The following is a 19,983-nucleotide window of genomic DNA, read 5'->3' on the forward strand; positions in this document are numbered from 1 at the left end:
TCTGGCTGCTGTTAGCAGCCTTGCAGCTGGCAACGCCGCAGCTGTTCCGCAGGATAGATATCGAGAAGCTCGCCAAGGCGGGTGATCGTGTGATCGGGCTGCGCCGGAATGCTCGGCGGCAGCTTGAGACCAAAGCGGTTGCACCAGATGCCCATGAGTCCCTCGCGTTTGGGCGACAGCACATCCCAAACAAGATCATCGCCGATCATGATCGCTTCTTCCGGCCTCACGTTCAGGGCGGCCAGCGTCTCGCGATAGGCGCGGCCATCGGGCTTGCCGAACCCGGCTTCCTCTTCGACCTGGAAATGGTCAAACCGGTTGCGCAGACCGAAGCGGTCGATCTTGGCGTTCTGCACTTCCGTCGCGCCATTGGTGACCAGGCCGAGCCTCAGCCCCTGCTCGCGGAAATGGTCTATCACCTGGTGAGCGTCGGGATAGAGGAACATGTTCTCTTCCCGATACGAGGCGTAGCGGTCGGCAATATCCTCCGCGAGTTTCGCAAGATCGGGGAAGCCTGCTTTTTCCAGCGCATGGCGCACCACGGACCGGCGCGTGACCACCTGTTCCAGGCGCCAGCGGCGGCGGTTCTCGTCATCGCTCAGGAAGACGGCGGTGGAATCTGCCAGAGCCTTTGCGACGGCATCGACCGGAGCCGCGCCGAGGTAAGGCGCGAATTCCTCCGCGACCGCCCGCCAGGCCGGGGCCGGATTGGCGTAGGCGAAAATCAGGGTGTCGTCGAGATCGAAGAGAACCGCGCGGATCATGCAGCAGATGCCTTGTTGTAAACCTCAAGAATGGCGTTGACCGCTGCCCCCGGATCGGCCTTGTGTCCAAGGCGGTTCAACGCGCCGGCAAGCGCCGCGATGTTCGCCACGACCGGCTCGAAACCTGCGAGCCTGCCGGTGTGCTGGAAGCGCAGCACGCGGTTCGCAGCCGCTCCAACGCTGGCTGAGATAGCCCTGCCATTGGGCCCGATCGCTGCCAACGCGTCGGGCACGGAAATGCCCTCCGGCAGCACGATCGCCGTGGCGAGATTGGAGGCGGTCTCCGGTGGCGTGAGCTCGCGCAGACCAAGCGCCTTGAGCGCCGCGCGGGAAGCCCGCGCAGCCGTCTCATGGCGGGCGATCACGTTGGCAAGGCCCTCCGCTTCGACGCGGGTGAGGGCGGCGTCAAGCGCGTGAAGCTCGAGGCTCGAGGGCATGCCGGGAAGCGCGCCACGGCCCTTTTCCAGCCAGTTGCGCTTGAGGTCGAGCAGCGAAAGCGTCGAGATTTCCTTTGCCCCCGGCTTCTCGATCTGCGCCCAGGCGGCGGGGCTCACCGACAGCATGGAAAGGCCGGCGGAACCGGCCAGCGCCTTCTGCGGGCCGATCACGGCGATGTCGATGCCGAGCCTGTGCACCTCGACCGGATGGCCACCGACGGAGGCCACACAGTCGGTCACCACAAGCGCGCCCTTCGACCTGGCGAGGGCGGCGATCTCCGGCAGGGGGTTCAGGATACCGCTCGCGGATTCCGCATGCACCAGTGCGACGAGGTCGAAGTCCTGCTTCTCGAACGCGGCTTCGACAGCCGCGAAGGTGATCGGCAGGGCATTCTCGGCGGCGAGATTGGTAACCTCGGAGCCGCCGCGCTCCAGCCACAGGCCGAACCAGGCGCCATAGGGGCTGGTGACGATGTTGAGGGCCTTCAGGCCTGGGCGCGCAAGGCTCGTAGCCGCCGCCTCGAGCGCGATGATCGCCTCGCCCTGGACAAGCAGGACGTCATTCTTTGTGCCCAGCAGCGCCGCTACGCGGTCGGCAAGTTCGCCAGTGCGCTGCGGCGGGAAGGGAGGAAGATCGAGAAGAACGTTGTGAGGGATGCTGTGTGTCATGGGTTCCTCGAGCGGATGAGGCGGGGCACGGCGGCGATCAGCGCCTTGGCCATGTTTGATTGCGGTCGGTCGATCACATCCTGTGTCGGACCGAGCTCGACGATCCGGCCTGCTTCCATCACCGCAGTGCGGTGGGCCATGGCCTTCACGACCGCCAGGTCATGGGAAACGAACAGGTAGCTCAGGCCTTCCTCTCGCTGCAGCTCGATCATCAGGTCGATTATGTGCGAGCGGAGCGACACGTCGAGCGCCGAGACAGCCTCGTCGAGCACGATCAGCCGCGGCTTGCAGGCAAGCGCGCGGGCGAGCGCGACGCGCTGGCGCTGGCCGCCTGAAATCTCGTGCACGGCCCTGTCCATGAGATGGGAAGGCAGCTGCACGCGGTCAAGAAGCTGCGATACCTCCTGTCGCCAGCGTGCGCGAGGCGCAAGACCGTGGATGCGGATGGGATCGACAATGGCAGAAAAGACCGTCGCGCGCGGGTTGAGCGCTTCCAGCGGGTCCTGGAACACCATCTGCATGTACCGGCGCTTGCGGCGCAGTTCCGCACCTTTCAGCGCCAGCCAGTCTTCGCCGGCAAAGCAGATCTCGCCGCCATCCACCGTGATCAGCCGGGTGATGGCGCGTGAAAGCGTGGACTTGCCGCTCCCCGAAGGGCCGACGAGCGCCAGCGTCTCGCGTTCCCCGAGCGTAAAGGAGACATCATCCAGCGCCTGCACCTCACGGCCGTGGCTGCGGTAGCGCTTGGAAAGATTGCGGACCTTGATCAGCGGGGTCATGCGGCTCCCCCGGAAATCCTCGGCGCGTCGTCGAGGTCGATGTGGGTGTCGAGAAGGTGGCGGGTGTACGGATCCCGCGGGTTCGCCACGATCTCCTCCGCCGGACCAATTTCCACCAGGCGCCCCCGGTGCATCACCGCGATGCGGTCGGCGAGCTGGCTCGCAAGCGCGATGTCATGGGTGATGAACATGAGCGTCATTTTCTCGGTCGTCACCAGCGTCTCGATCAGGCGCACGATCTCCGCCTGCACCAGTGTGTCGAGCGCGCTGGTAGCCTCGTCGGCGATCAGCAGTCGCGGGCGGGCGGCAATGGCCGCGGCAATGGCGATGCGCTGGCGCTGACCTCCCGAGAACTGGTGCGGGTAGGCGCGAAGTGCCGCCTCCGGCTGCGGGATCTGAACCTTTTTCAGAAGATCCAGCGCCACGGCCTCGGCTTCTTTCCAGCTCAAGTCGAGATGCTCCCGAGCGGCTTCGGCCACCTGCTCGCCGATCCGAAGCACCGGATTGAGGTTGGAGCCCGGATCCTGAAACACCATGCCGAAATCGCTTCCCGCCTGGGCGGATCGGCCGAGCGACGGCCAGGAGATGGTGCCGCTCTCGCAGGTGCCGCGCGGGTTGAGACATGCCACCGCGCGGGCGAGCGTGCTCTTGCCCGATCCGCTCTCGCCGATCACTGCGAGCTTCTCTCCGGCCGCGAGCTCGAGCGAGATGTCGATCAGCGCCGGTTCCGTCTGGCGCGGATAGGTGAGCGTATAGCCTTCGAGTTTCAGAAGAGCCGTCATGAGTGCTGCTCCCGCCGCGACAGCATGGCGGTCAGGCCCTCGCCGAAGAGGTAGGTTCCCACGACTGTGGCCACCAGCGCGAGGCCCGGGATGATGGAAAGATACGGCGCGGAGCGCAGCACGGCCCGGCCTTCGGCTATCATCGAGCCCCAGGTGACGATGTTGGGGTCTCCCAAACCGAGGAAGGAGAGGGCGGCTTCGGTGAGCACCGCGCCGGCCACGATCACCGCGCTCAACGCCAGCACCGGCGGCAGCGCATTGGGCAGCACCTCGCGCAGGGCGATCTCCAGCGGGTGCATGCCGATGATGCGGGCGGAAGCCACATAGTCCCGCTCACGGATCGAGAGCACCTCGGCGCGGGCGAGGCGTGCGGGACCGGTCCAGGCGCCCAGCGCGATGGCGAGGATCACGATGGGCAGACTCGGCTGCAGCACGCTCACGAAGGCAAGCGCCAGCAGGAATCCCGGTACGATCTGGAATGCGTCGACCACGCGCATCAGCGCTTCGTCGATAAGTCCGCCGGCGAAACCCGCGAGCGTGCCGACGATTGAGCCGATCAAGACCGCCACGAGCGCGGCGGCAATGCCCACGATCAGCGAGGCCCGCGCGCCATGCACGAGGCCCGCAAGCACGTCACGGCCGAGGCGATCGGTGCCGAGCGGGAAAGAGGGATCCGTGAAGGGCGGAATGAGCGGCGCACCTGCAATACGCAAGGGATCCCCGGGAAAGAGCACCGGGGCAAGCAGGGCGACGCTCGCGAGCGTCAGAAGAATGACGAAGCCCACAACGCCTTCGGGCGAGCGGGCAAAGCGGCGGAGTGCACTCATGAGCTGCGCTCCGATGCGCCCACCCGCGGATCCAGGAAGGCGTAGACGAGATCGACGATCATGTTGACCAGCACGACGAGAACGGCGCTCACGACGATGATGCCCATGAGCAGCGGCGCGTCGCGCATGGCGACCGCCTCCTGGGCCAGACGCCCGAAGCCGGGGATGGCGAAGACGCTTTCGATCACCACACTGCCGCCGAGGATCGAGGCGGCTTGGAGGCCGAGCATGGTCACGACCGGCAGCAGCGCGTTGCGCGCCACGTGGCGCAGCACGATGCGGCGGCGGGACAGTCCCTTTGCTCGGGCGGCGCGCACGAAATCCTGCCGCCATACCTCCGCCATGCCCGCGCGCATCACGCGCAGGAACAGCGCCAGATAGATCATGGCGAGCGCGGAAACCGGCAGCACGAGGTGCCAGGCGATGTCGAGGAAACGCGCCAAGCCCTCTTTGCCTGAGGCAATGGTCTCGATGCCCGAGGTGGGAAACCAGCGCAATTGCACGGCAAAGACGATGCTGAGCACGAGGCCCAGCCAGAAGTTCGGGATTGCGTATAGGGCGAGCGAGCCGATGGAAAGCACGCGATCGCGCGGGCTGCCGATGCGGGCTCCGGCAACGATGCCCAGCACCGTCCCGAGCACAAAGGCCAGTCCCGTGGCACTGCCCATCAGATAGAAGGTATTCGGAAGACGCTCGAGGATCAGGTCGATGATCGGGCGGTTGAAGCCCACCGACCATCCGAGGTCGAAGCGGAGAAGCGAGGTGAGATAGAGCCAGAGCCGGTTGAGCGGCGACTGATCGAGCCCGTAGGTCTGGCGCAACTGCTCCGTTAGGGCGGCGTCGCCGCCCCCGATGGAGACGATGTAGGCATCCACGGCATCGCCGGGCGCCAGCTCGAGCAGGAAGAACGTCCCAATGACAACGATCAGCAGCACGGGAATGCTGCTGATCGCGCGACGTCCAATCAGCTTCAGGGCGTTCTTCACCAGTCGTTGTACTCCGCGCCGCTGAAGGCGTTTACTGCTTGAGGGCTACATCTGCCCAGTTCGAGACGGCCCAGCGCGGGTTGTTGCCCACATTGAGCACGCTGTCCCGTGTCACGGTGATGAAGCCCCACTCGGCCACGTTTATCAGCGGCAGCTCTTCGACCACCTTCACCTGCAGCTCCTTGTAGAGCCGGGTGCGCTCCTCCGTATCCACGGTTTCGGCAGCGCGGTCAATCAGGGCGTCGATCTCGGCGTTCTCGTATCCACCCTGGTTGGAGAAAGGCACACCGGCAGGTGTGCCGGAGCGCACCAGGATGGTCGTGGAGATCGCCGGATCGTTGCGGAACACGGGCGGAGCCACGGCAAGGTCGAAGTCGTGGTCGGTGTAAACCGCCTTCTGGTGCGCCGCAGAGTCGTTGTTGACCAGCTGCGCGTCGATGCCAATCGCCGCCAGCGCCTGGCGCAGGTATTCGCCGAACTGACGCGTCTCGTTGAAATACGGCGCCGGCAGCAGCCTCAGCGAGAAGCGGATGCCGTTGTCGCCGCGCGGGTAGCCGGCCTGGTCGAGCAGTTCGTTCGCCTTGGCGACGTCGAATTCATACTGGGGAACGTCCGGATTGTAGAATTCCGGCGCGTTCTGCGGAACGATGCCCGTCGACGGTGTCGCGTAGCCGAGGAAGATCGTGTCGACCACGTACTTCTTGTCGATGGCGTGGGCGATCGCGCGGCGCACGTTGACGTCGGCCAGTTCCTTGCGGCGATGGTTGATCTCCACCACAAGCTGGTAGGTCAGGCCCTCGTAGCCCTTGGTGACGACATCGATGCCCGGCACCTTGCTGATGCGGGCGAGATCGGCCAGCGGTACCGCCGAGAAGGCGGCAAGATGGATTTCCTCTGCCTCGATTGCGCTGGCGGCCGCCGAGCGGTCCGGCAGGACGCGGTAGATGATCTCGTCCAGATACGGCTCGCCTTCGCTCCAGTAGTTCTCGTTGCGCACGAGCCGGTAGTATTCGCCCGGCTTGTACTCCGCGAACTTGAACGGCCCCGTGCCAACCAGCTGGTTGTTGTGCGGGTTCTCGGCAATATTGGTGCCCTCATAGAGATGCTTCGGCAGCACGCTGGTGACCACCGGCAAAGCATTGCGGATGAGCTGGAACGGCGTTGGCTTGGAGAAGCGGAAGACAGCCGTGTGCTCGTCCGGTGTGTCGACAGCTTCGAGGTTGGCAAATACGATGCGGCCGAGGTTCTGCAGCGGCTTCCAGACTTCCATCGCCGAGAAGGCGACGTCGGCCGAGGTGAACGGCGTACCGTCGTGCCAGGTGACACCCTCACGCAGTCTGAAGGTGGCTGAAAGGCCGTCATCCGAACCTTCCCAGGAGACGGCGAGCCGGGGTACCAGGCCATCCTGACCGTTGAAATCGGCCTCCGCCAGCGGCTCGATTACCTTGCTGGCGACGAAAAACACGCCGTTCGAGGCGACGATGGCGGGGTTGAGATTGCGCGGCTCGGAGTCCGCGGCGACGATCAGACGGCCACCCGTCGGAAGATCCTGCGCAAGAGCCTGCCTGAAACTGGTGATGGGAAGTGCAGTGGACGCAAGCAGCAGTCCTGCGCCCTTGAGAAGCGTGCGACGCGACAATGACATGGGTAATTCTCCGTTGCTGCAGGACGAGCGTCCCGTTGGCGCGAAATTGCGAAATCTGCAGCCATCATTCTAGGCATGACCGCCTTTCCGTCAAAGCGAGCCTTAGGAAACTATTTCTGATCACAGTATCGTTGTAGAGTATTTTTGCTATCCAACTGAATGATGGAGTCGCGACCGAGCACTCCTGATCTTCCAGCTGCCTCGGGAATGTGAAAACTTCATCCTTCGCTGCGCGCGCCATCCTTGCTATCTAAGAAAGACCGAATTGGAGGAGGTTATTGTGCGTCAGGTTGGCCATTTCATCGGAGGCAAGCACGTCGAGGGTACGTCCGGCCGGTTCGCGGACTTTTACCAGCCAATGACTGGCGATGTGATCGGGCAGGTCGCGCTGGCATCGAAGGACGAGGTTCGCAAGGCGGTCGAGAATGCGAAGGCCGCGCAACCTGCGTGGGCCGCCGTCAACCCGCAACGCCGTGCCCGCGTGCTGATGAAATTCCTCGAGCTGGTGAACAGGGAGATGGATTCGCTGGCCGACCTGCTGGCGCGCGAACAGGGCAAGACCATTGCCGATGCGAAGGGCGACATCCAGCGCGGCATCGAGGTGGTGGAGTTCGCCTGCGGCATTCCTCACCTGATGAAGGGGGAGTTCACGGAAGGGGCAGGGCCCGGCATCGACATCTATTCCATGCGCCAGCCGTTGGGCGTGGTGGCGGGCATCACGCCGTTCAACTTTCCGGCCATGATCCCGATGTGGACGTTCGCGCCGGCGATTGCCTGCGGCAACGCCTTCATTCTGAAGCCCTCGGAGCGTGATCCGGGCGTGCCGATGCGGCTTGCCGAGCTGATGATGGAGGCGGGCCTTCCAGCCGGCATCCTGAACGTGGTGAACGGCGACAAGGAGGCGGTTGACGCCATTCTGGACGATCCGGATATCCAGGCGGTCGGCTTCGTTGGATCGTCGGCCATCGCCCAGTACGTCTATTCGCGCGCGGCGGCGAGCGGCAAGCGGGTGCAGTGCTTCGGCGGCGCCAAGAACCATCTCATCATCATGCCGGACGCTGACCTCGACCAGACGGTCGACGCCCTCATCGGCGCGGGCTACGGCTCGGCCGGCGAACGCTGCATGGCCGTATCGGTGGCCGTGCCCGTGGGCAAAGCCACCGCAGACGCGCTGGTGGAGCGGCTGGTCCCGCGCGTCGAATCTCTTAAAGTGGGACCATCCACCGATCCCACCGCGGACTTTGGACCGCTGGTGACGAAAGCGCACCGCGACCGGGTAATCTCCTACGTGGACCTCGGCGTTCAGGAAGGCGCAAAGCTGTTGGTCGACGGCCGCGGCTTCACGATGCAGGGCTATGAGAACGGCTTCTACATGGGCGGTTGTCTGTTCGACGAGGTCAAGCCCCACATGCACATCTACAAGGAGGAGATCTTCGGGCCGGTGCTGTCCATCGTAAGGGCGGATACATATGAGGAAGCGCTGCGGCTTCCGAGCGAGCACGAGTATGGCAACGGCGTCGCCATCTTCACGCGTGACGGTGATGCGGCGCGGGACTTCGTTTCCCGCGTGAATGTGGGCATGGTCGGCGTCAATGTGCCGATTCCGGTGCCGCTTGCCTACTACACGTTCGGAGGCTGGAAGGCTTCGGGCTTCGGCGACCTCAACCAGCACGGGCCGGACTCGATCCGCTTCTACACCAAGACCAAGACGGTCACGTCGCGCTGGCCCTCCGGTATTCGCAGCGGCGCCGAGTTCGTCATCCCGACGATGCGCTGAACAGCGTCGGATCGGCGGAACGCGTTGCAAGACCCGGCCGCGAGGCCGGGTTCTTGTTGAGGGGAGCATCATGCGTGCCCTGAACGTTTTTGAGGTGATAGTATTATTAAGGGGGTGTGATAAGCATCCACGCGAGTCTCTGGCCGGATGGCCGGAAACGGTCGGATAAACTCAGTCGGATAAACTCACATGGGGGAGGAACCGTGTCCAATGCCGAGCTGCCGCGAAAGTCCGGCAAGCGCAACGGCGGCGAGATCACGCTGCAGCGCATGCGGATCTTTTGGGCTGTCGCCCACGGCGAGACCCTGACCAAGGCGGCCAAGCAGCTCGGGCTCACGCAGCCCACGCTTTCCCAGCAGATCGCAAATCTGGAAGCCATTGTTGGCACGCCGCTGTTCGAGCGGCGCTCAAATCAGATGATCCTGACGGAGGCGGGCCATTTCCTGCTGCGCAAGGCTGAAGCCGTGCTGCGCAACATGCAGGAACTTGAGGACGGACTTGCCGAGTTCAGCGCAGGCCTGCGCGTCACGCTGCGGATCGCGGGTCTGAGTTCCATGCTGCGCCTGGTGCTGCCGCGGGCGATCGCGCGGACGCAGGAAATGTTTCCCGACGTGGAATACGACATTCATGATGCCGCGCCGCCGGATGTCCTCGAGATGCTTTATGGCCGGCGGGCCAACATCGGCCTCATCAACGCGGGCGCGGTGGCGAGCGCCGGCACGGGCTTCATGCAGATTCCCCTTTTGGAAGATCCATATGTGCTCGTGGTTCCGGGAAACGTCCAACTGGAGGGAATAGCCAGTTCGGACGGGCTTTCGCGGGGTGTGCGGGACGTTCTCAACCGGTCGATCCGTTTTTCGTTCGGCACGGCCCACAGCCAGCATGTGCAGGAGTGGTATTCGGAGCTGCTGCCGGAGAACCGCCAGGTTGCCAGCACGCGCGGCTACGGCGACGCCCTGGCGCTGGTGCGCGCCGGCGTGGGGGTGTGCCTTGCACCCGCGCTTGCCTGCGTCATGGACGGGCCAGCCGAAGGAGGGTTTCGCCTCTACCGGGTTTCCTTCCCGCCGCGAAAGATCGTGGCGCTCGTGCCGACCCAGTATCAGCATACCCAGCCCTATGCGAGCTTCCTGCAGATCCTGCAGGACGTGTCGAGAGAAATTGAACTCCCCGCGCTGCGCGACACGCCGCCGATCCTGGCGAAACGCTAGCACTGCCGGGCCAGGTGGTGCATCCTTGTCCGGATAATGCGGTGATCATGGGGAGACCGGCGGAGTGACAGGGCAGGCGTTCAGACTCCTGCGGGAGATCAAGATCCCCGAACGCGGTTCGGTTGCCCGGTCCTACGTTCATGACCGAACCGGACTCGAGGTGCTTTCCCTGACCAATGGTGACGTCAACAGGTGCTTTGGCATCGCCTTCCGCACTGAGACGCCCGATGACACCGGCATCGGGCATGTTCTGGAACACGTGGTGCTCTGCGGTTCTCGCCGCTACCCGTCCACGGCGCCTTTCGCGGAGCTGCTGAAGGGGTCGCTGCAGACCCATCTCAATGCCGCGACGCTGCCGGACATGACCGTTTTCAAGGCGGCCAGCCGGAACCTGCGCGACTTCTACAATCTCTTCGACGTCTATCTCGACGCGGTGCTTCATCCCTTGCTGAGGGAAACCACCTTCCGGCAGGAAGGCTGGCACATCGAGCCCAGCGAAGAGGACGGCAGGCCGGCCGGTTTCGGCGGTGTGGTCTACAACGAGATGAAAGGTGCCTATGGCCATCCCGACGCGCGGCTTGACCGGGCGCTGCGGGCGGCCCTTTTCCCCGACACATTCTACCGGTTCGACCATGACGGCGACCCTGTCGCGATCCCGTCGCTGACGCCCGAAGCGATGCGTGCCTTTCATGCGCTCCACTACCAGCCCTCGAACGCTCTGGTGTTTCTATCAGGCGATCTCGATGTCGAAGAGGCGTTGGCATTTCTCGATGAGCGGCTGGCAGGTTTCAAGCGTGGACCGAAGCTGGAGCCGCCACCGCTACAGCCGCAGTTCAACGGACCGAGGCAGCTTTACCGTACATTCCCCGCGGTGGCGGACGTTTCCGCAGGGCACATCACGCGCGGCTGGGTTCTGCCGCCGCCCATTGACCTGCCCGAGGCGCTGGAACAGGACTTTCTGGCAGAACTTCTTGTCGGGTCTGATGCCGGGCTGTTGCGAAGGGCGGTCAATCAAAGCGGCCTGGGCGGGCACGTGACGGGTTCGGGCCTTTCCCGCCAAACACCTCAGCCCGTGCTTTCGATCAAAATGGGCGGCCTCAACGCGAAGCTGGCGGTTGGCCGTTTCGATGAAATTGTTGATGGCACGTTTACCGAAATCGTCCGCCATGGGCTTGATCCGGACCTGGCGAACGCCGCGCTTCACCGTCTTGAATTCCGCCTGCGGGAGAATGATGGCGGGCGCATGCCGTCCGGGCTGGCGCTCATGCATGAGCTCCTTGCCTTCTGGCGGGCAGGGCGCGACCCGCTCGACTTTCTGGCCTTCGAGAAGCCGCTGGCGACGCTTGGGGAACTGGTGAAGGACACGGCCAGCATTCGCGATCGAATCCGAAGACTATTGGCGGACAATCCGCATCACGCGACGGTGATCCTCGAGCCGGATGCGGAGCAGGCCGCGCGCGAAGCTGCGACCGAGCAGGCCAGGCTGGCGGCATTGCTGCCGTTTTACAAACCTCCCGCGAAGGAGAAACCCGCGGCTTCAACCGTGCCGGTTCTTGGTATCGACGAGATCGGGCGGAAGGAAGAGCGGATCCCGTGCGAGATCGTTCGGGAGAGCAACCCGCGCATTCTGCTCTTCCCGCTACAGACCAACGGCATCTGCCATTTTCAGCTTGGGCTGCCGCTGCATCGCCTTCCGCCTTCGCTTCTGCCGCTCGCGCCGCTTTTCGGACGGATGATGCTGGAGAACGGAGCCTTCGCTGCGCGCAGAAACCGGCTGCTCGGCCGTACCTCAGTGGAGACCCGCGCCCTTGCGACATCTGACGGTCCGCAGGCCTGGCTGTTCCTGCGGCTGGCGGGCATGCAGGAGAACTTGCCGGAAATCCTGGCGCTCGTGGTGGATTTGCTAGCCGCGCCCTTACCCGATGACCGTGAACGCTTCATGACGCTGCTGGCAGACGAGATCGCCCGCCATAGCGCGGGGCTGATCCAACGCGGGCATGACTATGCGGACCTGGCAGTTTCCTCGGCCCTTAACGAAGCCGGCGCGCTTGCTGAAATCCTGCAAGGTATCTCGCAACTTCAGTTTCTGAGGCGCCTAAAGAATCGAGTGGAAGCGGAATGGGACGGCATTCGGGATGACCTGCAGGATCTCCACGGCCGGCTCGTTCGGCGCAACAGCGTGATCTGTAGCGTGACGGCAGCGCCGGCGGTCGCGGAAGCAAGCGCGGCAGTGGCAGTGGAGGCCCTCGGCAGCCTGCCGGAGGAGACGGGTTTCGGAGTGGCGATGGTCCCGAAACTCCGGGCCCCGATGGGCATTGCCGTCAACGCCTCGGTCAATTTCGTGGCCCAGGGTGTGAGGGTGCCGAAGGACGATCGCGCGGGAGCCTTCGCAGCGGTTGTGCGTCATGTCACGGGATCGTGGCTCTGGAACCGGGTGCGCATGGAGGGCGGGGCCTATGGCACGCTGGCGCGGTTCGATCCACTCGCAGGTCCGCTCCGTTTTCTGTCCTATCGCGATCCGCACCTGTCGCGGACGCTGGATGTCTTCGGCTCCGTTTTCGAATTCCTGCGGGGGCCAATTTCGGAAACGGAGATCCGGCAGGGCATCATCAGCGCCATCGCTGAGTGGGACCGGCCGAAACTGCCGCGCGAGAGCAGCTTGGAGGCCATGCTTTCAATGCTGTCCGGTGACTCATTGGAGAAGCGGCAGGCACGGCGCGACAGCCTGCTGTCCGCTACGCGGAACGACTTCCTCCGTCTGGCCGACCTGATCGAGGCGCAGCCGAAGCGTGTTGCCGTGCTGGGTTCGGAGGAAGCGCTCCAGGCAGCGCTCGCGGAGCGCCCAGGCCTGTTCACGCTAACGGCCGTATAGGTCGCCTCGTTCACCGATCCTGTCAGCAAGATCGCCGATAGCCTTTACCACGGCCTCGCGCACGCCCGGCTCTCCAAGCAAATGGCCCGCGCCCTCAACGACCCGCACTTCCGCTTCCGGCCAGCGTGCGGCGAGCGCATAAGCTGTCTCCGGCGGGCAGAGCAGGTCGTAGCGCCCCAGAATGATGATGCCGGGAGTGCCGTGAAGCTTCCCCGCGTTTTCCAGCACGGGAGCGTCGGCAAGGAAGCAGCCGTGGCTGAAGTAATGCGCTTCCATGTACGCGCTGGGTGAAGGCTTGCCGGGTGGCGGAAGCCGGTCGGCGTGTGGCATGAGCGAAGCGAGCGCCCGTTCGGTGGCGGCCCACGCATGGGCAAAGCTCGCGGCCTCCTCCGGGTCCACGCCGAGAATGCGAAGCCAGTAGGCGGGCAGGGGATCATGCCGCTCAGCTTCAGGAAGCAGGGCGAGAAAGTCTCGGCATAGCAGCGGGTAGAAACGGGAGAGGTTCTCACGGAATGCCGTTTCGAGCTCGGCGCGCGTTCCGAGAAACGTGGCTCGCAGCGCGATGCCCAGCACGCGTTCCGGATGCTGTTCGGCATAGGCGAGCGCCAGCGTCGCGCCCCATGAGCCGCCCACCACCAGCCATTTTTCGATGCCGAGGTGGCGGCGGATGAGTTCCATGTCTGCAATCAGATGCCCGGTGGTGTTTGCTCGCCGCTCGCCATGCGGCCGGCTGCGCCCCGCGCCACGCTGGTCGAAGAGCACGGCATGGAGCCGGGAATCTGCAAACAACGTCCGGTGCTCGGCCTGGCAGCCGCTTCCCGGCCCGCCGTGCAGGAAGACGACAGGAATGCCTTCGGGATTGCCCACCGTCTCCACATAAATCTCGTGGCCATCGCCCGCTTCGAGGTACTCCGACCGGAGGTGCGCCGGAACCAGCGCTTCCTGCATTGTCACTACCGCTCGCCTTCAGGCGTGCCGCCCGCAAAATTGCGGTAGATGAACCGTTCGGCCGGGCCTGTTGCTTCCTCCTTCGCGGCGCGGAAGATCTGCTCGTGGAAGGGCGAGAAGACGCAGGCCGGATCGGGGTTTGAAGCGTCACCCGTGAGGGCGAAGGCCTGGCAGCGGCAGCCGCCGAAGTCTTCCTCCTTCTTCGGACAGCTGCGGCAGGGCTCCGGCATCCAGTCCGTCCCGCGGTAAAGGTTGAGCGCGGGTGAATTTTCCCAGATCCATGCGAGCGAATGGTCACGTACCGAGTCGAAATGCAGGCCCGTGATGCTCTCCGCGGCGTGGCAGGGCAGCACCTTGCCGGAGGGGGAGATGTTGAAGAACTGCTGGCCCCAGCCGCCCATGCACTTCTTGGGCTGCAGCGCGTAGTAGTCCGGGATCACGTAGTCGATGGCGAGAATGCCGCGCAGCCGCTCCTGCGCCTCCTCGACGATCCTGGTCGTCCAGTCGACCTGCTCTTCCGTTGGCATCAGCGCAGCCCGGTTCTTCAGCGCCCAGCCATAATATTGGACGTTGGCGACCTCCAGCCGGTCCGCATCCAGCGCCACCGCCATGTCGATGATCTCCGGCAACTGGTGGAGGTTCTGCCGGTGCATGACCGCGTTGATGGTGAGTGGCAGGCCGACCTCCCGGACCCAGCGCGCGACCTCAAGCTTCTTCGCATGGCCCCCCTTGAAGCCGCCCACGCGGTCGGCGATGCCCGCCTCGCTGCCCTGGAAGCTGATCTGGACGTGGGACAGGCCAGCATCAGCGAGTTGCGCGAGTTTGTCGCGAGTGAGCAGCACGGCGGAAGTGATGAGGTTCGAGTAGAGGCCCACCTCGGTCGCATGGCGGACAAGTTCGACGAGATCCTTCCGCGCCGTCGGTTCCCCGCCGGAGAAATGGATCTGCAGCACGCCCATATCCGCCATTTCGCTCATGGCGCGCTTCCACTCCTCGGTGGTGAGTTCCGCGCCCGCGCGCTCCAGCTCCACCGGATTGGAGCAGTAGGGACATTGCAGTGGGCAGCGGTGGGTGATCTCCGCCAGCACCGACATGGGAATGCCATAGCTCTTGCCCGCGCCGGCAAGCGTTTTCGCTCCGTCTCTTGGTTCTTCAAGCAGATCGGTCATGCTTTCTCCTCCCCGGCGTCAATCAGGTAACCCTTGTCGGCCAGGTCCTGCAGCAGGGCGATGACGTCGTTTCTGATCAATTGTCTGTCGGCCGCGTATTTCCTGCAAAGCTCGTCCACCACGGCTGCGATGCTACGCTCGCCGTCGCAGAGGTGCAGGATTTCCACCGCCGTCTCATCCGGAACGAGGACACGCTCCGGCACCAGCAGCACCCATTGCTCACGTATCTTGTCGAACTTCAGCCGTGCGTGGCGCGAAAGCTTCGGGCGGCTCTGCTCCGAAAGCTCCAGACGGGGGCTGCTGGCGGGAGCCGTGTTCATGCGTGTTCCTCCGGGCGGAAGGCTCCGGGCGGAATGTGGCCGCAGACATAGGCATGGTAGAGCGCGTCAAGCTGCACCCAGAGCACGTTTGTCTTGAAGATCAACGCCTCGCAAACGGCCTTGCGCTCCTCCGGCGTGCGGGCGTGCTCCTTGACGTAATTGAGGGCAAACATGGCGTCGCGCGGAGCCTGGTCCAGGCGGCGCTTGAAATAGGCCATCACCTTCGGCGAGATGAAGTCGTAGTGCTCCAGCATGCCGGCGATCCGCTCCTCGTGCAGCTGCGGGGCGAAGAGCTCCGTGAGTGAGGAGGCGATCGCCTCGAGCGGCGTGCGCTGTGCCACGAAGTTCGCGTACGCGTCTACCGCGAAGCGTGTGGCGGGGAGAATGCCCTGCGTTGACTCCACATAGGCCCGGTCGAGCCCGAGGCCATCGGTCAGGACGAGCCAGCGTTCGATGCCGCCCTCGTCGCCGGCAACGCCATCATGGTCCTCGATGCGTTTGCGCCATTCCAGTCGGATGTTTCGGTCGCGGAAGCGCGAGAGAACATGCGCATCCTTGATGGGGATCGAGCTCTGGTAATAGTAGCGGTTGAGCGCCCAGGCCTGGACCTGTCCCTTGTTGAGCTTGCCGCCGTGCAGCATCTTATGGAACGGGTGCAGGTTGTGATAGCGCTTTGCACCGATCTCGTAGAGCCGCCTTTCGAGGGCCTCGGCGCTTTCCAGCGGGCTGTCGTCAATGTCGGACCACGTCGGGACCACGTTCATTGGGTGAGCTCCATTCCGTCATGGGGAATTAGCCATCCCGCCGCTTCGGCCTGCCGGCGCTCCTCGGAGCCGGGTCTGAGCACGGGATTGGAATTGTTGATGTGAAGAAAAACCTTCTGCCGGATGCCGAGGTCGGCGAGCCTCGCGATTGCGCCGTCCTCGCCCGACATGGAGATGTGGCCCATACGCCGGCCGGTTTTCCAGCCGAGACCGGAGGTGATCATCTCATCGTCGCGCCAGAGCGTGCCGTCGAAGAAGACGAGCGGCGCGCCTGCGATCCGCTTCTCCAGCTCGGGCGTGACCTCGCCGCAGGCGGCGATGAAGAAGAGCTCACCTCCACTCTTCGCGCGGATGTGGAGGGCGATCGTGTCGCCTTCCTCTTCCGGCTTTTCGCGTCCTGTGCCCTCCAGATACCAGGCTGGCTTGCCGGGCACGACGAAGGCCGTGACCTCGAGCCCGGAGTGGCTGCCGTCCGGCAGCTTCGGCTCGAAGGGCCGTTCGATCTCGATCGGCTCGCGCCGCACAAAGTCAGGATTGAGCACGTTGAAGATGCTGTTTTCCGCCAGCACCGATAGCACCTTGCGGTGGGCGTAGATTGTGAAGGGCGAGCTTTCCCTCAAGGAAAGCAGGCCGGCCACCGCGTCCACCTCGCCGTTGGTGAGGAAGACGCCTGCGATCGGCGTGTGTCGCAAGGCGCCTTCCCTGGGATGTAGTCTAGGTGTTGCGATGATCTGCTGCCGCACGTCAGGCGAGGCGTTGATCAGGAACCAGTGGCTGTCGTCGCAACTGACGGCCAGGGAGGCCTGCGTCGCCTGAAGGGATAGGGTGCCTCGTGCGGTCCGGCAGTTCTCACAATTGCAGTTCCACTGAGGAACGCCGCCGCCTGCCGCAGCTCCCAATACGATGGCTCGCAACATGATGACTTGCCCTTCTCGAGGTTGCGGCAGACAAACGTGCTGTTACTTGCGCTTTGCGCAGGCGTACATGTTGATTTCCATGCCGACCTGCACTTCAACGATTTTCGGTGACTTCCAGGACATGATTTCTCCTCTCTAGCTGGAGGGTGCCGACCACCATGACCGGCCACCCGCGGAGGATCTTGCACGCTGCGCCCCGGCATATCCATCTATGTTTGTTATAGATCAAATGCGCTCACACCGCCCTAAGCCTTGGGCCGCCTGGCATTGTGTTCATTGGTGAGGGATGTGATTTCCCACGTTTCCGCATCAAATTGAAGTTCCGTGACCTGTTCTGCGATCCAGTCTGCAACCGCGGGGCGGAATGCCTGATTCAGCCGCATCCAGACGTTGTTTGAGCATCCGGATTGCTTGTGTTGTCCTGCTGGACCAGATTGTTCTGAAGCTCCCGAAGTCCGGGCGAGTCATTCCGAGCGTCAGAAACAGCACGTTTGAGGAAACGGAGACCACATGACGGATGTGCTTGAAGGACCTGTTCTTGTTTTCCGCCAGGGCGCGCTTGGCCGCATCAAGCTGAATCGGCCGAAGGCGCTCAACAGCCTCAACACTGAGATGGCGGGTATCATCTCGCGCGCGCTCGACCGGTTCGAGGCTGAAGGGGGTGTGGTCGCCGTACTGCTCGATGGTACCGGGGACCGCGGGCTGTGCGCCGGCGGCGATATTCGGGAGATGTACGAGGCCGTGCGGGCAGGAACCGACGGTGCGGCTCGGTTCCTTCGGGCCGAATACGAGCTCAACGCGCGAATCGCCCGGTTCGCCAAGCCGTTCATCGCGATCATGGACGGCATCGTGATGGGAGGCGGTATCGGGCTCTCGGTACATGGCCGTCACCGGATAGTCACCGAGCGCTCCAGGCTGGCAATGCCGGAGGTGAGCATCGGCTTCGTGCCCGACGTGGGCGCGACGTGGTATCTGGCCAAGGCGCCGGGAGAGCTTGGAACCTATCTGGCCCTGACGGGCGAGAGTTTCGCCGCGGGGGACGCCATCCAGCTTGGGTTCGCTGACATGATGATCCCGACAGGAAGGCTCGATGAGTTGGTCGAGACCCTGGTAAAGGTGTCGTTGGCGGACGAGATCGAAACCATTTTGGAGGATTTCGAGGAGCCTGCGCAGGGCATCGTCCTGCCCGCCTACAGGGACGAGATCGATGCCGCTTTCCTGCACGACGATGCTGAAAGCATCGTTGCCGCGCTCGACAGGTCCGTGACTGCCTTCGCCCAGGAAACGCGCGAGACGATCCTGGCGAAATGTCCCATGAGCGTGAAGCTCGCACTGCGGCTGGTGCGCCTGGCGCGGAACGCGTCTACGGTCGAGGAATGCCTGCTCAATGAATACCGCGCCGGTGTGCACGCGATCCAGCGCCCCGATTTCCTCGAAGGTGTACGCGCGGCGATCGTGGACAAGGACCGCAAACCGCGCTGGGAGCCCGCGGAGCTGTCCGCCATCTCGGATGACGAGGTTGCGCGCTGCTTCGAGCCGCTGGCGGAGGAACCGCACTTCCGGCGGTGAGCTCGCCGGCCGCGAGAGCCGTCCGCGAACGGCTTTCGCGGGACTCAAGCGATATCACCTGGCCATGAAGACCGGCAGCCGGGCGTCCGAGAGCATCGTGCGCGTCACGCCGCCGAAGATGAGATCGCGCAGGCGCGAATGGCTGTACGCGCCGATGACAATCAGGTCGGCCGAAATGTCCGCGGCATGGGCCTGCAGCACCTCCGCGACTCGCCGTCCGTCCCGGGGCAGGCGGTCGACGATCGCGTTCACGCCGTGGCGCGCCAGATAGGCAGCAAGATCAGCCCCCGGTTCCATCGTGCGCTTCTCGGTCGAATCGTCCGGGGTGACCATGGTGATGTGGACCTTCCCCGCGTTGAGGAGCAGCGGAAGCGCCTCATGCGCAGCGCGGCTGGCTTCCAGGCCGCCATCCCAGGCAAGCAGCACCGTCTTTGGGTGGAACGTGGCCGACTTGCCTTTGGGCACGAGCAGCACGGGGATCTGTGCAATGTAGAAAAGCCCCCGGAGCACAGACGATTTCAGGGAATCATTTGCCATCAGCTCCGGGCCGATCACGGCGATGTCCGCGCATCTCGCCCGGATGCCGACTGCCTCATCGACGGAGCCCTTGTCCAGATACTCGGTAGCAATGTCTCCCGACACGCCCGTTTGTGCAAACAGGGTGTTTATCGTGTTCACCCGTTGGTTAAGCTGGTCCGTGAGGTTGCGGTATGCCTCAACCCAGGCCGTGTCGCTCATGGGGGCGCTGGGCGATTCGGGAGGAGGAATGGCAATGGTGATGAGCTGGATTGCCAGATGCGAGTTCTCTCTCTGGCAAAGGTCGACCGCCAGTTTCAGGTCGTTTTCGGACGCCCGGGTCTCAACGACCGACAGTACAGTCTTAAAGGCCATCAAATGTCTCCTTGCGGGGTGGGTCGCCAATTTTGCAAAGGCTTGACCCTACTAGAGCGAAGAACCTTGTGCCGCGTCAATCCATGGTTCAGGATCGATTGACGCCAATCAATGTCGGGGGACCGCGGACCTGAGAAGCTGAATCGCTACCCACGGAGGACGCAATGGAAGCGACTGACAGGAAATCGGCTCTGGGTTTGTGGCACGTTCGCATGGAGCTCGCCCGCGAGAAGGAGCATCCCATGGGCGATCGGAACTTCGGGTACGATCTCGTGGTTCCGCTGACCCCGGACGGCACGCTTGATCCCGAAGAATGGAAGAAGCGCAAGGACGACTGCCGCGTGCGGCGCTTCCGCCCCGGCGAGGAGGACCAGATTGGCAAGCTGCGCCGCAAGCCCGGCGGACAGTGGTTCTTCGACTACGGCGAAGGAGAGGATGACGACGAGATCGGTTTCCGCCTCGGCGAAGAGCGTTTTGTGGTTGGCGAATACGTGTCCGTCCGCGACGATGAAGACAAGATGCGGACCTATCAGATCAAGATCGTCGAACCCGTGTGAGCGCAACGCGCTACACTCGGCTGTTAGCCGGAGAATGGTGAGGGAAAACTGATCAAGACCGGCGACCGTTATGCCTGTGACGGGGGCGCCGGAACTCCCCGC

The 19,983-nt window shown here is 63.9% G+C and carries 19 protein-coding genes; 5 read left to right on the forward strand and 14 right to left on the reverse strand.

Going from position 1 to position 19,983, the window contains the following annotated elements; all coding sequences use genetic code 11:
• Positions 1–11: 11 nt before the first annotated feature.
• From ABD906_RS01460 to ABD906_RS01490, 7 genes are read right to left on the reverse strand one after another with little or no spacing between them, the layout of a single operon-like run.
• Positions 12–764: an HAD family hydrolase gene (locus ABD906_RS01460; protein ID WP_345097811.1), complete on the reverse strand. Its 753-nt coding sequence runs from the start codon at positions 762–764 to the stop codon at positions 12–14.
• Positions 761–1,870 (reverse strand): pyridoxal-phosphate-dependent aminotransferase family protein, encoded by a 1,110-nt coding sequence (locus ABD906_RS01465; protein WP_345097812.1) that lies wholly within the window; start codon positions 1,868–1,870, stop codon positions 761–763. The genes ABD906_RS01460 and ABD906_RS01465 overlap by 4 nt, the downstream gene beginning before the upstream one ends.
• A complete protein-coding gene (locus ABD906_RS01470; protein WP_345097813.1) occupies positions 1,867–2,649 on the reverse strand; it encodes an ABC transporter ATP-binding protein in 783 nt (260 codons plus the stop codon). The genes ABD906_RS01465 and ABD906_RS01470 overlap by 4 nt, the downstream gene beginning before the upstream one ends.
• A complete protein-coding gene (locus ABD906_RS01475) occupies positions 2,646–3,431 on the reverse strand; it encodes an ATP-binding cassette domain-containing protein (protein WP_345097814.1) in 786 nt (261 codons plus the stop codon). Before ABD906_RS01475 ends, ABD906_RS01470 begins: the two co-directional genes overlap by 4 nt.
• A complete protein-coding gene (locus tag ABD906_RS01480) occupies positions 3,428–4,258 on the reverse strand; it encodes an ABC transporter permease (protein WP_345097815.1) in 831 nt (276 codons plus the stop codon). The genes ABD906_RS01475 and ABD906_RS01480 overlap by 4 nt, the downstream gene beginning before the upstream one ends.
• Positions 4,255–5,244, reverse strand: coding sequence for an ABC transporter permease (locus tag ABD906_RS01485; RefSeq protein WP_345097816.1), 990 nt, complete (start codon positions 5,242–5,244; stop codon positions 4,255–4,257). The genes ABD906_RS01480 and ABD906_RS01485 overlap by 4 nt, the downstream gene beginning before the upstream one ends.
• Before the next feature lie 31 nt (positions 5,245–5,275).
• Positions 5,276–6,889, reverse strand: coding sequence for an ABC transporter substrate-binding protein (locus tag ABD906_RS01490; RefSeq protein WP_345097817.1), 1,614 nt, complete (start codon positions 6,887–6,889; stop codon positions 5,276–5,278).
• 280 nt (positions 6,890–7,169) lie between these two features.
• On the opposite strand from ABD906_RS01490, the gene ABD906_RS01495 reads away from it, so the two are divergent.
• From ABD906_RS01495 to ABD906_RS01505, 3 genes are all read left to right on the forward strand, one after another.
• Entirely contained in the window at positions 7,170–8,666 is a 1,497-nt protein-coding gene (locus tag ABD906_RS01495) for a CoA-acylating methylmalonate-semialdehyde dehydrogenase (protein ID WP_345097818.1), read from the forward strand.
• Between the two features lie 203 nt (positions 8,667–8,869).
• A complete protein-coding gene (locus ABD906_RS01500; protein WP_345097819.1) occupies positions 8,870–9,874 on the forward strand; it encodes a LysR family transcriptional regulator in 1,005 nt (334 codons plus the stop codon).
• A 64-nt stretch (positions 9,875–9,938) separates the two neighbouring features.
• Positions 9,939–12,746 carry an insulinase family protein gene (locus tag ABD906_RS01505; protein WP_345097820.1) on the forward strand — a complete coding sequence of 936 codons (2,808 nt, stop codon included), beginning with the start codon at positions 9,939–9,941 and terminating at the stop codon, positions 12,744–12,746.
• On the opposite strand, the gene pip is transcribed toward ABD906_RS01505, so the two are convergent.
• Genes pip through pqqA form a run of 6 tightly spaced genes read right to left on the reverse strand, consistent with a single transcriptional unit; the run spans position 12,732 to position 16,987 of the window.
• Entirely contained in the window at positions 12,732–13,694 is a 963-nt protein-coding gene (pip, locus tag ABD906_RS01510) for a prolyl aminopeptidase (RefSeq protein ID WP_345097877.1), read from the reverse strand. The two genes, ABD906_RS01505 and pip, sit on opposite strands and share 15 nt — an antisense overlap.
• A 5-nt stretch (positions 13,695–13,699) precedes the next feature.
• Positions 13,700–14,863: a pyrroloquinoline quinone biosynthesis protein PqqE gene (gene pqqE, locus ABD906_RS01515; protein WP_345097821.1), complete on the reverse strand. Its 1,164-nt coding sequence runs from the start codon at positions 14,861–14,863 to the stop codon at positions 13,700–13,702.
• A complete protein-coding gene (gene pqqD / locus ABD906_RS01520; RefSeq protein WP_345097822.1) occupies positions 14,860–15,183 on the reverse strand; it encodes a pyrroloquinoline quinone biosynthesis peptide chaperone PqqD in 324 nt (107 codons plus the stop codon). The genes pqqE and pqqD overlap by 4 nt, the downstream gene beginning before the upstream one ends.
• Positions 15,180–15,947, reverse strand: a complete 768-nt coding sequence (gene pqqC / locus ABD906_RS01525; protein WP_345097823.1) for a pyrroloquinoline-quinone synthase PqqC — start codon at positions 15,945–15,947, stop codon at positions 15,180–15,182. Before pqqC ends, pqqD begins: the two co-directional genes overlap by 4 nt.
• Entirely contained in the window at positions 15,944–16,864 is a 921-nt protein-coding gene (gene pqqB / locus ABD906_RS01530; RefSeq protein WP_345097824.1) for a pyrroloquinoline quinone biosynthesis protein PqqB, read from the reverse strand. Before pqqB ends, pqqC begins: the two co-directional genes overlap by 4 nt.
• Positions 16,865–16,906: 42 nt before the next feature.
• Positions 16,907–16,987, reverse strand: coding sequence for a pyrroloquinoline quinone precursor peptide PqqA (gene pqqA / locus ABD906_RS01535; RefSeq protein ID WP_345097878.1), 81 nt, complete (start codon positions 16,985–16,987; stop codon positions 16,907–16,909).
• A 387-nt stretch (positions 16,988–17,374) separates the two neighbouring features.
• Here pqqA and ABD906_RS01540 point away from each other — a divergent pair, with 387 nt between their 5' ends.
• Positions 17,375–18,433: an enoyl-CoA hydratase/isomerase family protein gene (locus ABD906_RS01540; protein WP_345097825.1), complete on the forward strand. Its 1,059-nt coding sequence runs from the start codon at positions 17,375–17,377 to the stop codon at positions 18,431–18,433.
• Positions 18,434–18,487: 54 nt separating this feature from the next.
• Here the strand turns inward: ABD906_RS01540 and ABD906_RS01545 are convergent, their stop codons facing one another.
• Entirely contained in the window at positions 18,488–19,324 is an 837-nt protein-coding gene (locus ABD906_RS01545) for a universal stress protein (RefSeq protein ID WP_345097826.1), read from the reverse strand.
• A 164-nt stretch (positions 19,325–19,488) separates the two neighbouring features.
• On the opposite strand from ABD906_RS01545, the gene ABD906_RS01550 reads away from it, so the two are divergent.
• Positions 19,489–19,881 (forward strand): hypothetical protein, encoded by a 393-nt coding sequence (locus tag ABD906_RS01550; protein WP_345097828.1) that lies wholly within the window; start codon positions 19,489–19,491, stop codon positions 19,879–19,881.
• Positions 19,882–19,983: the final 102 nt, after the last annotated feature.

Origin of the sequence: Chelativorans composti (genome assembly GCF_039541695.1) — a bacterium.
GTDB lineage: Bacteria > Pseudomonadota > Alphaproteobacteria > Rhizobiales > Rhizobiaceae > Chelativorans > Chelativorans composti.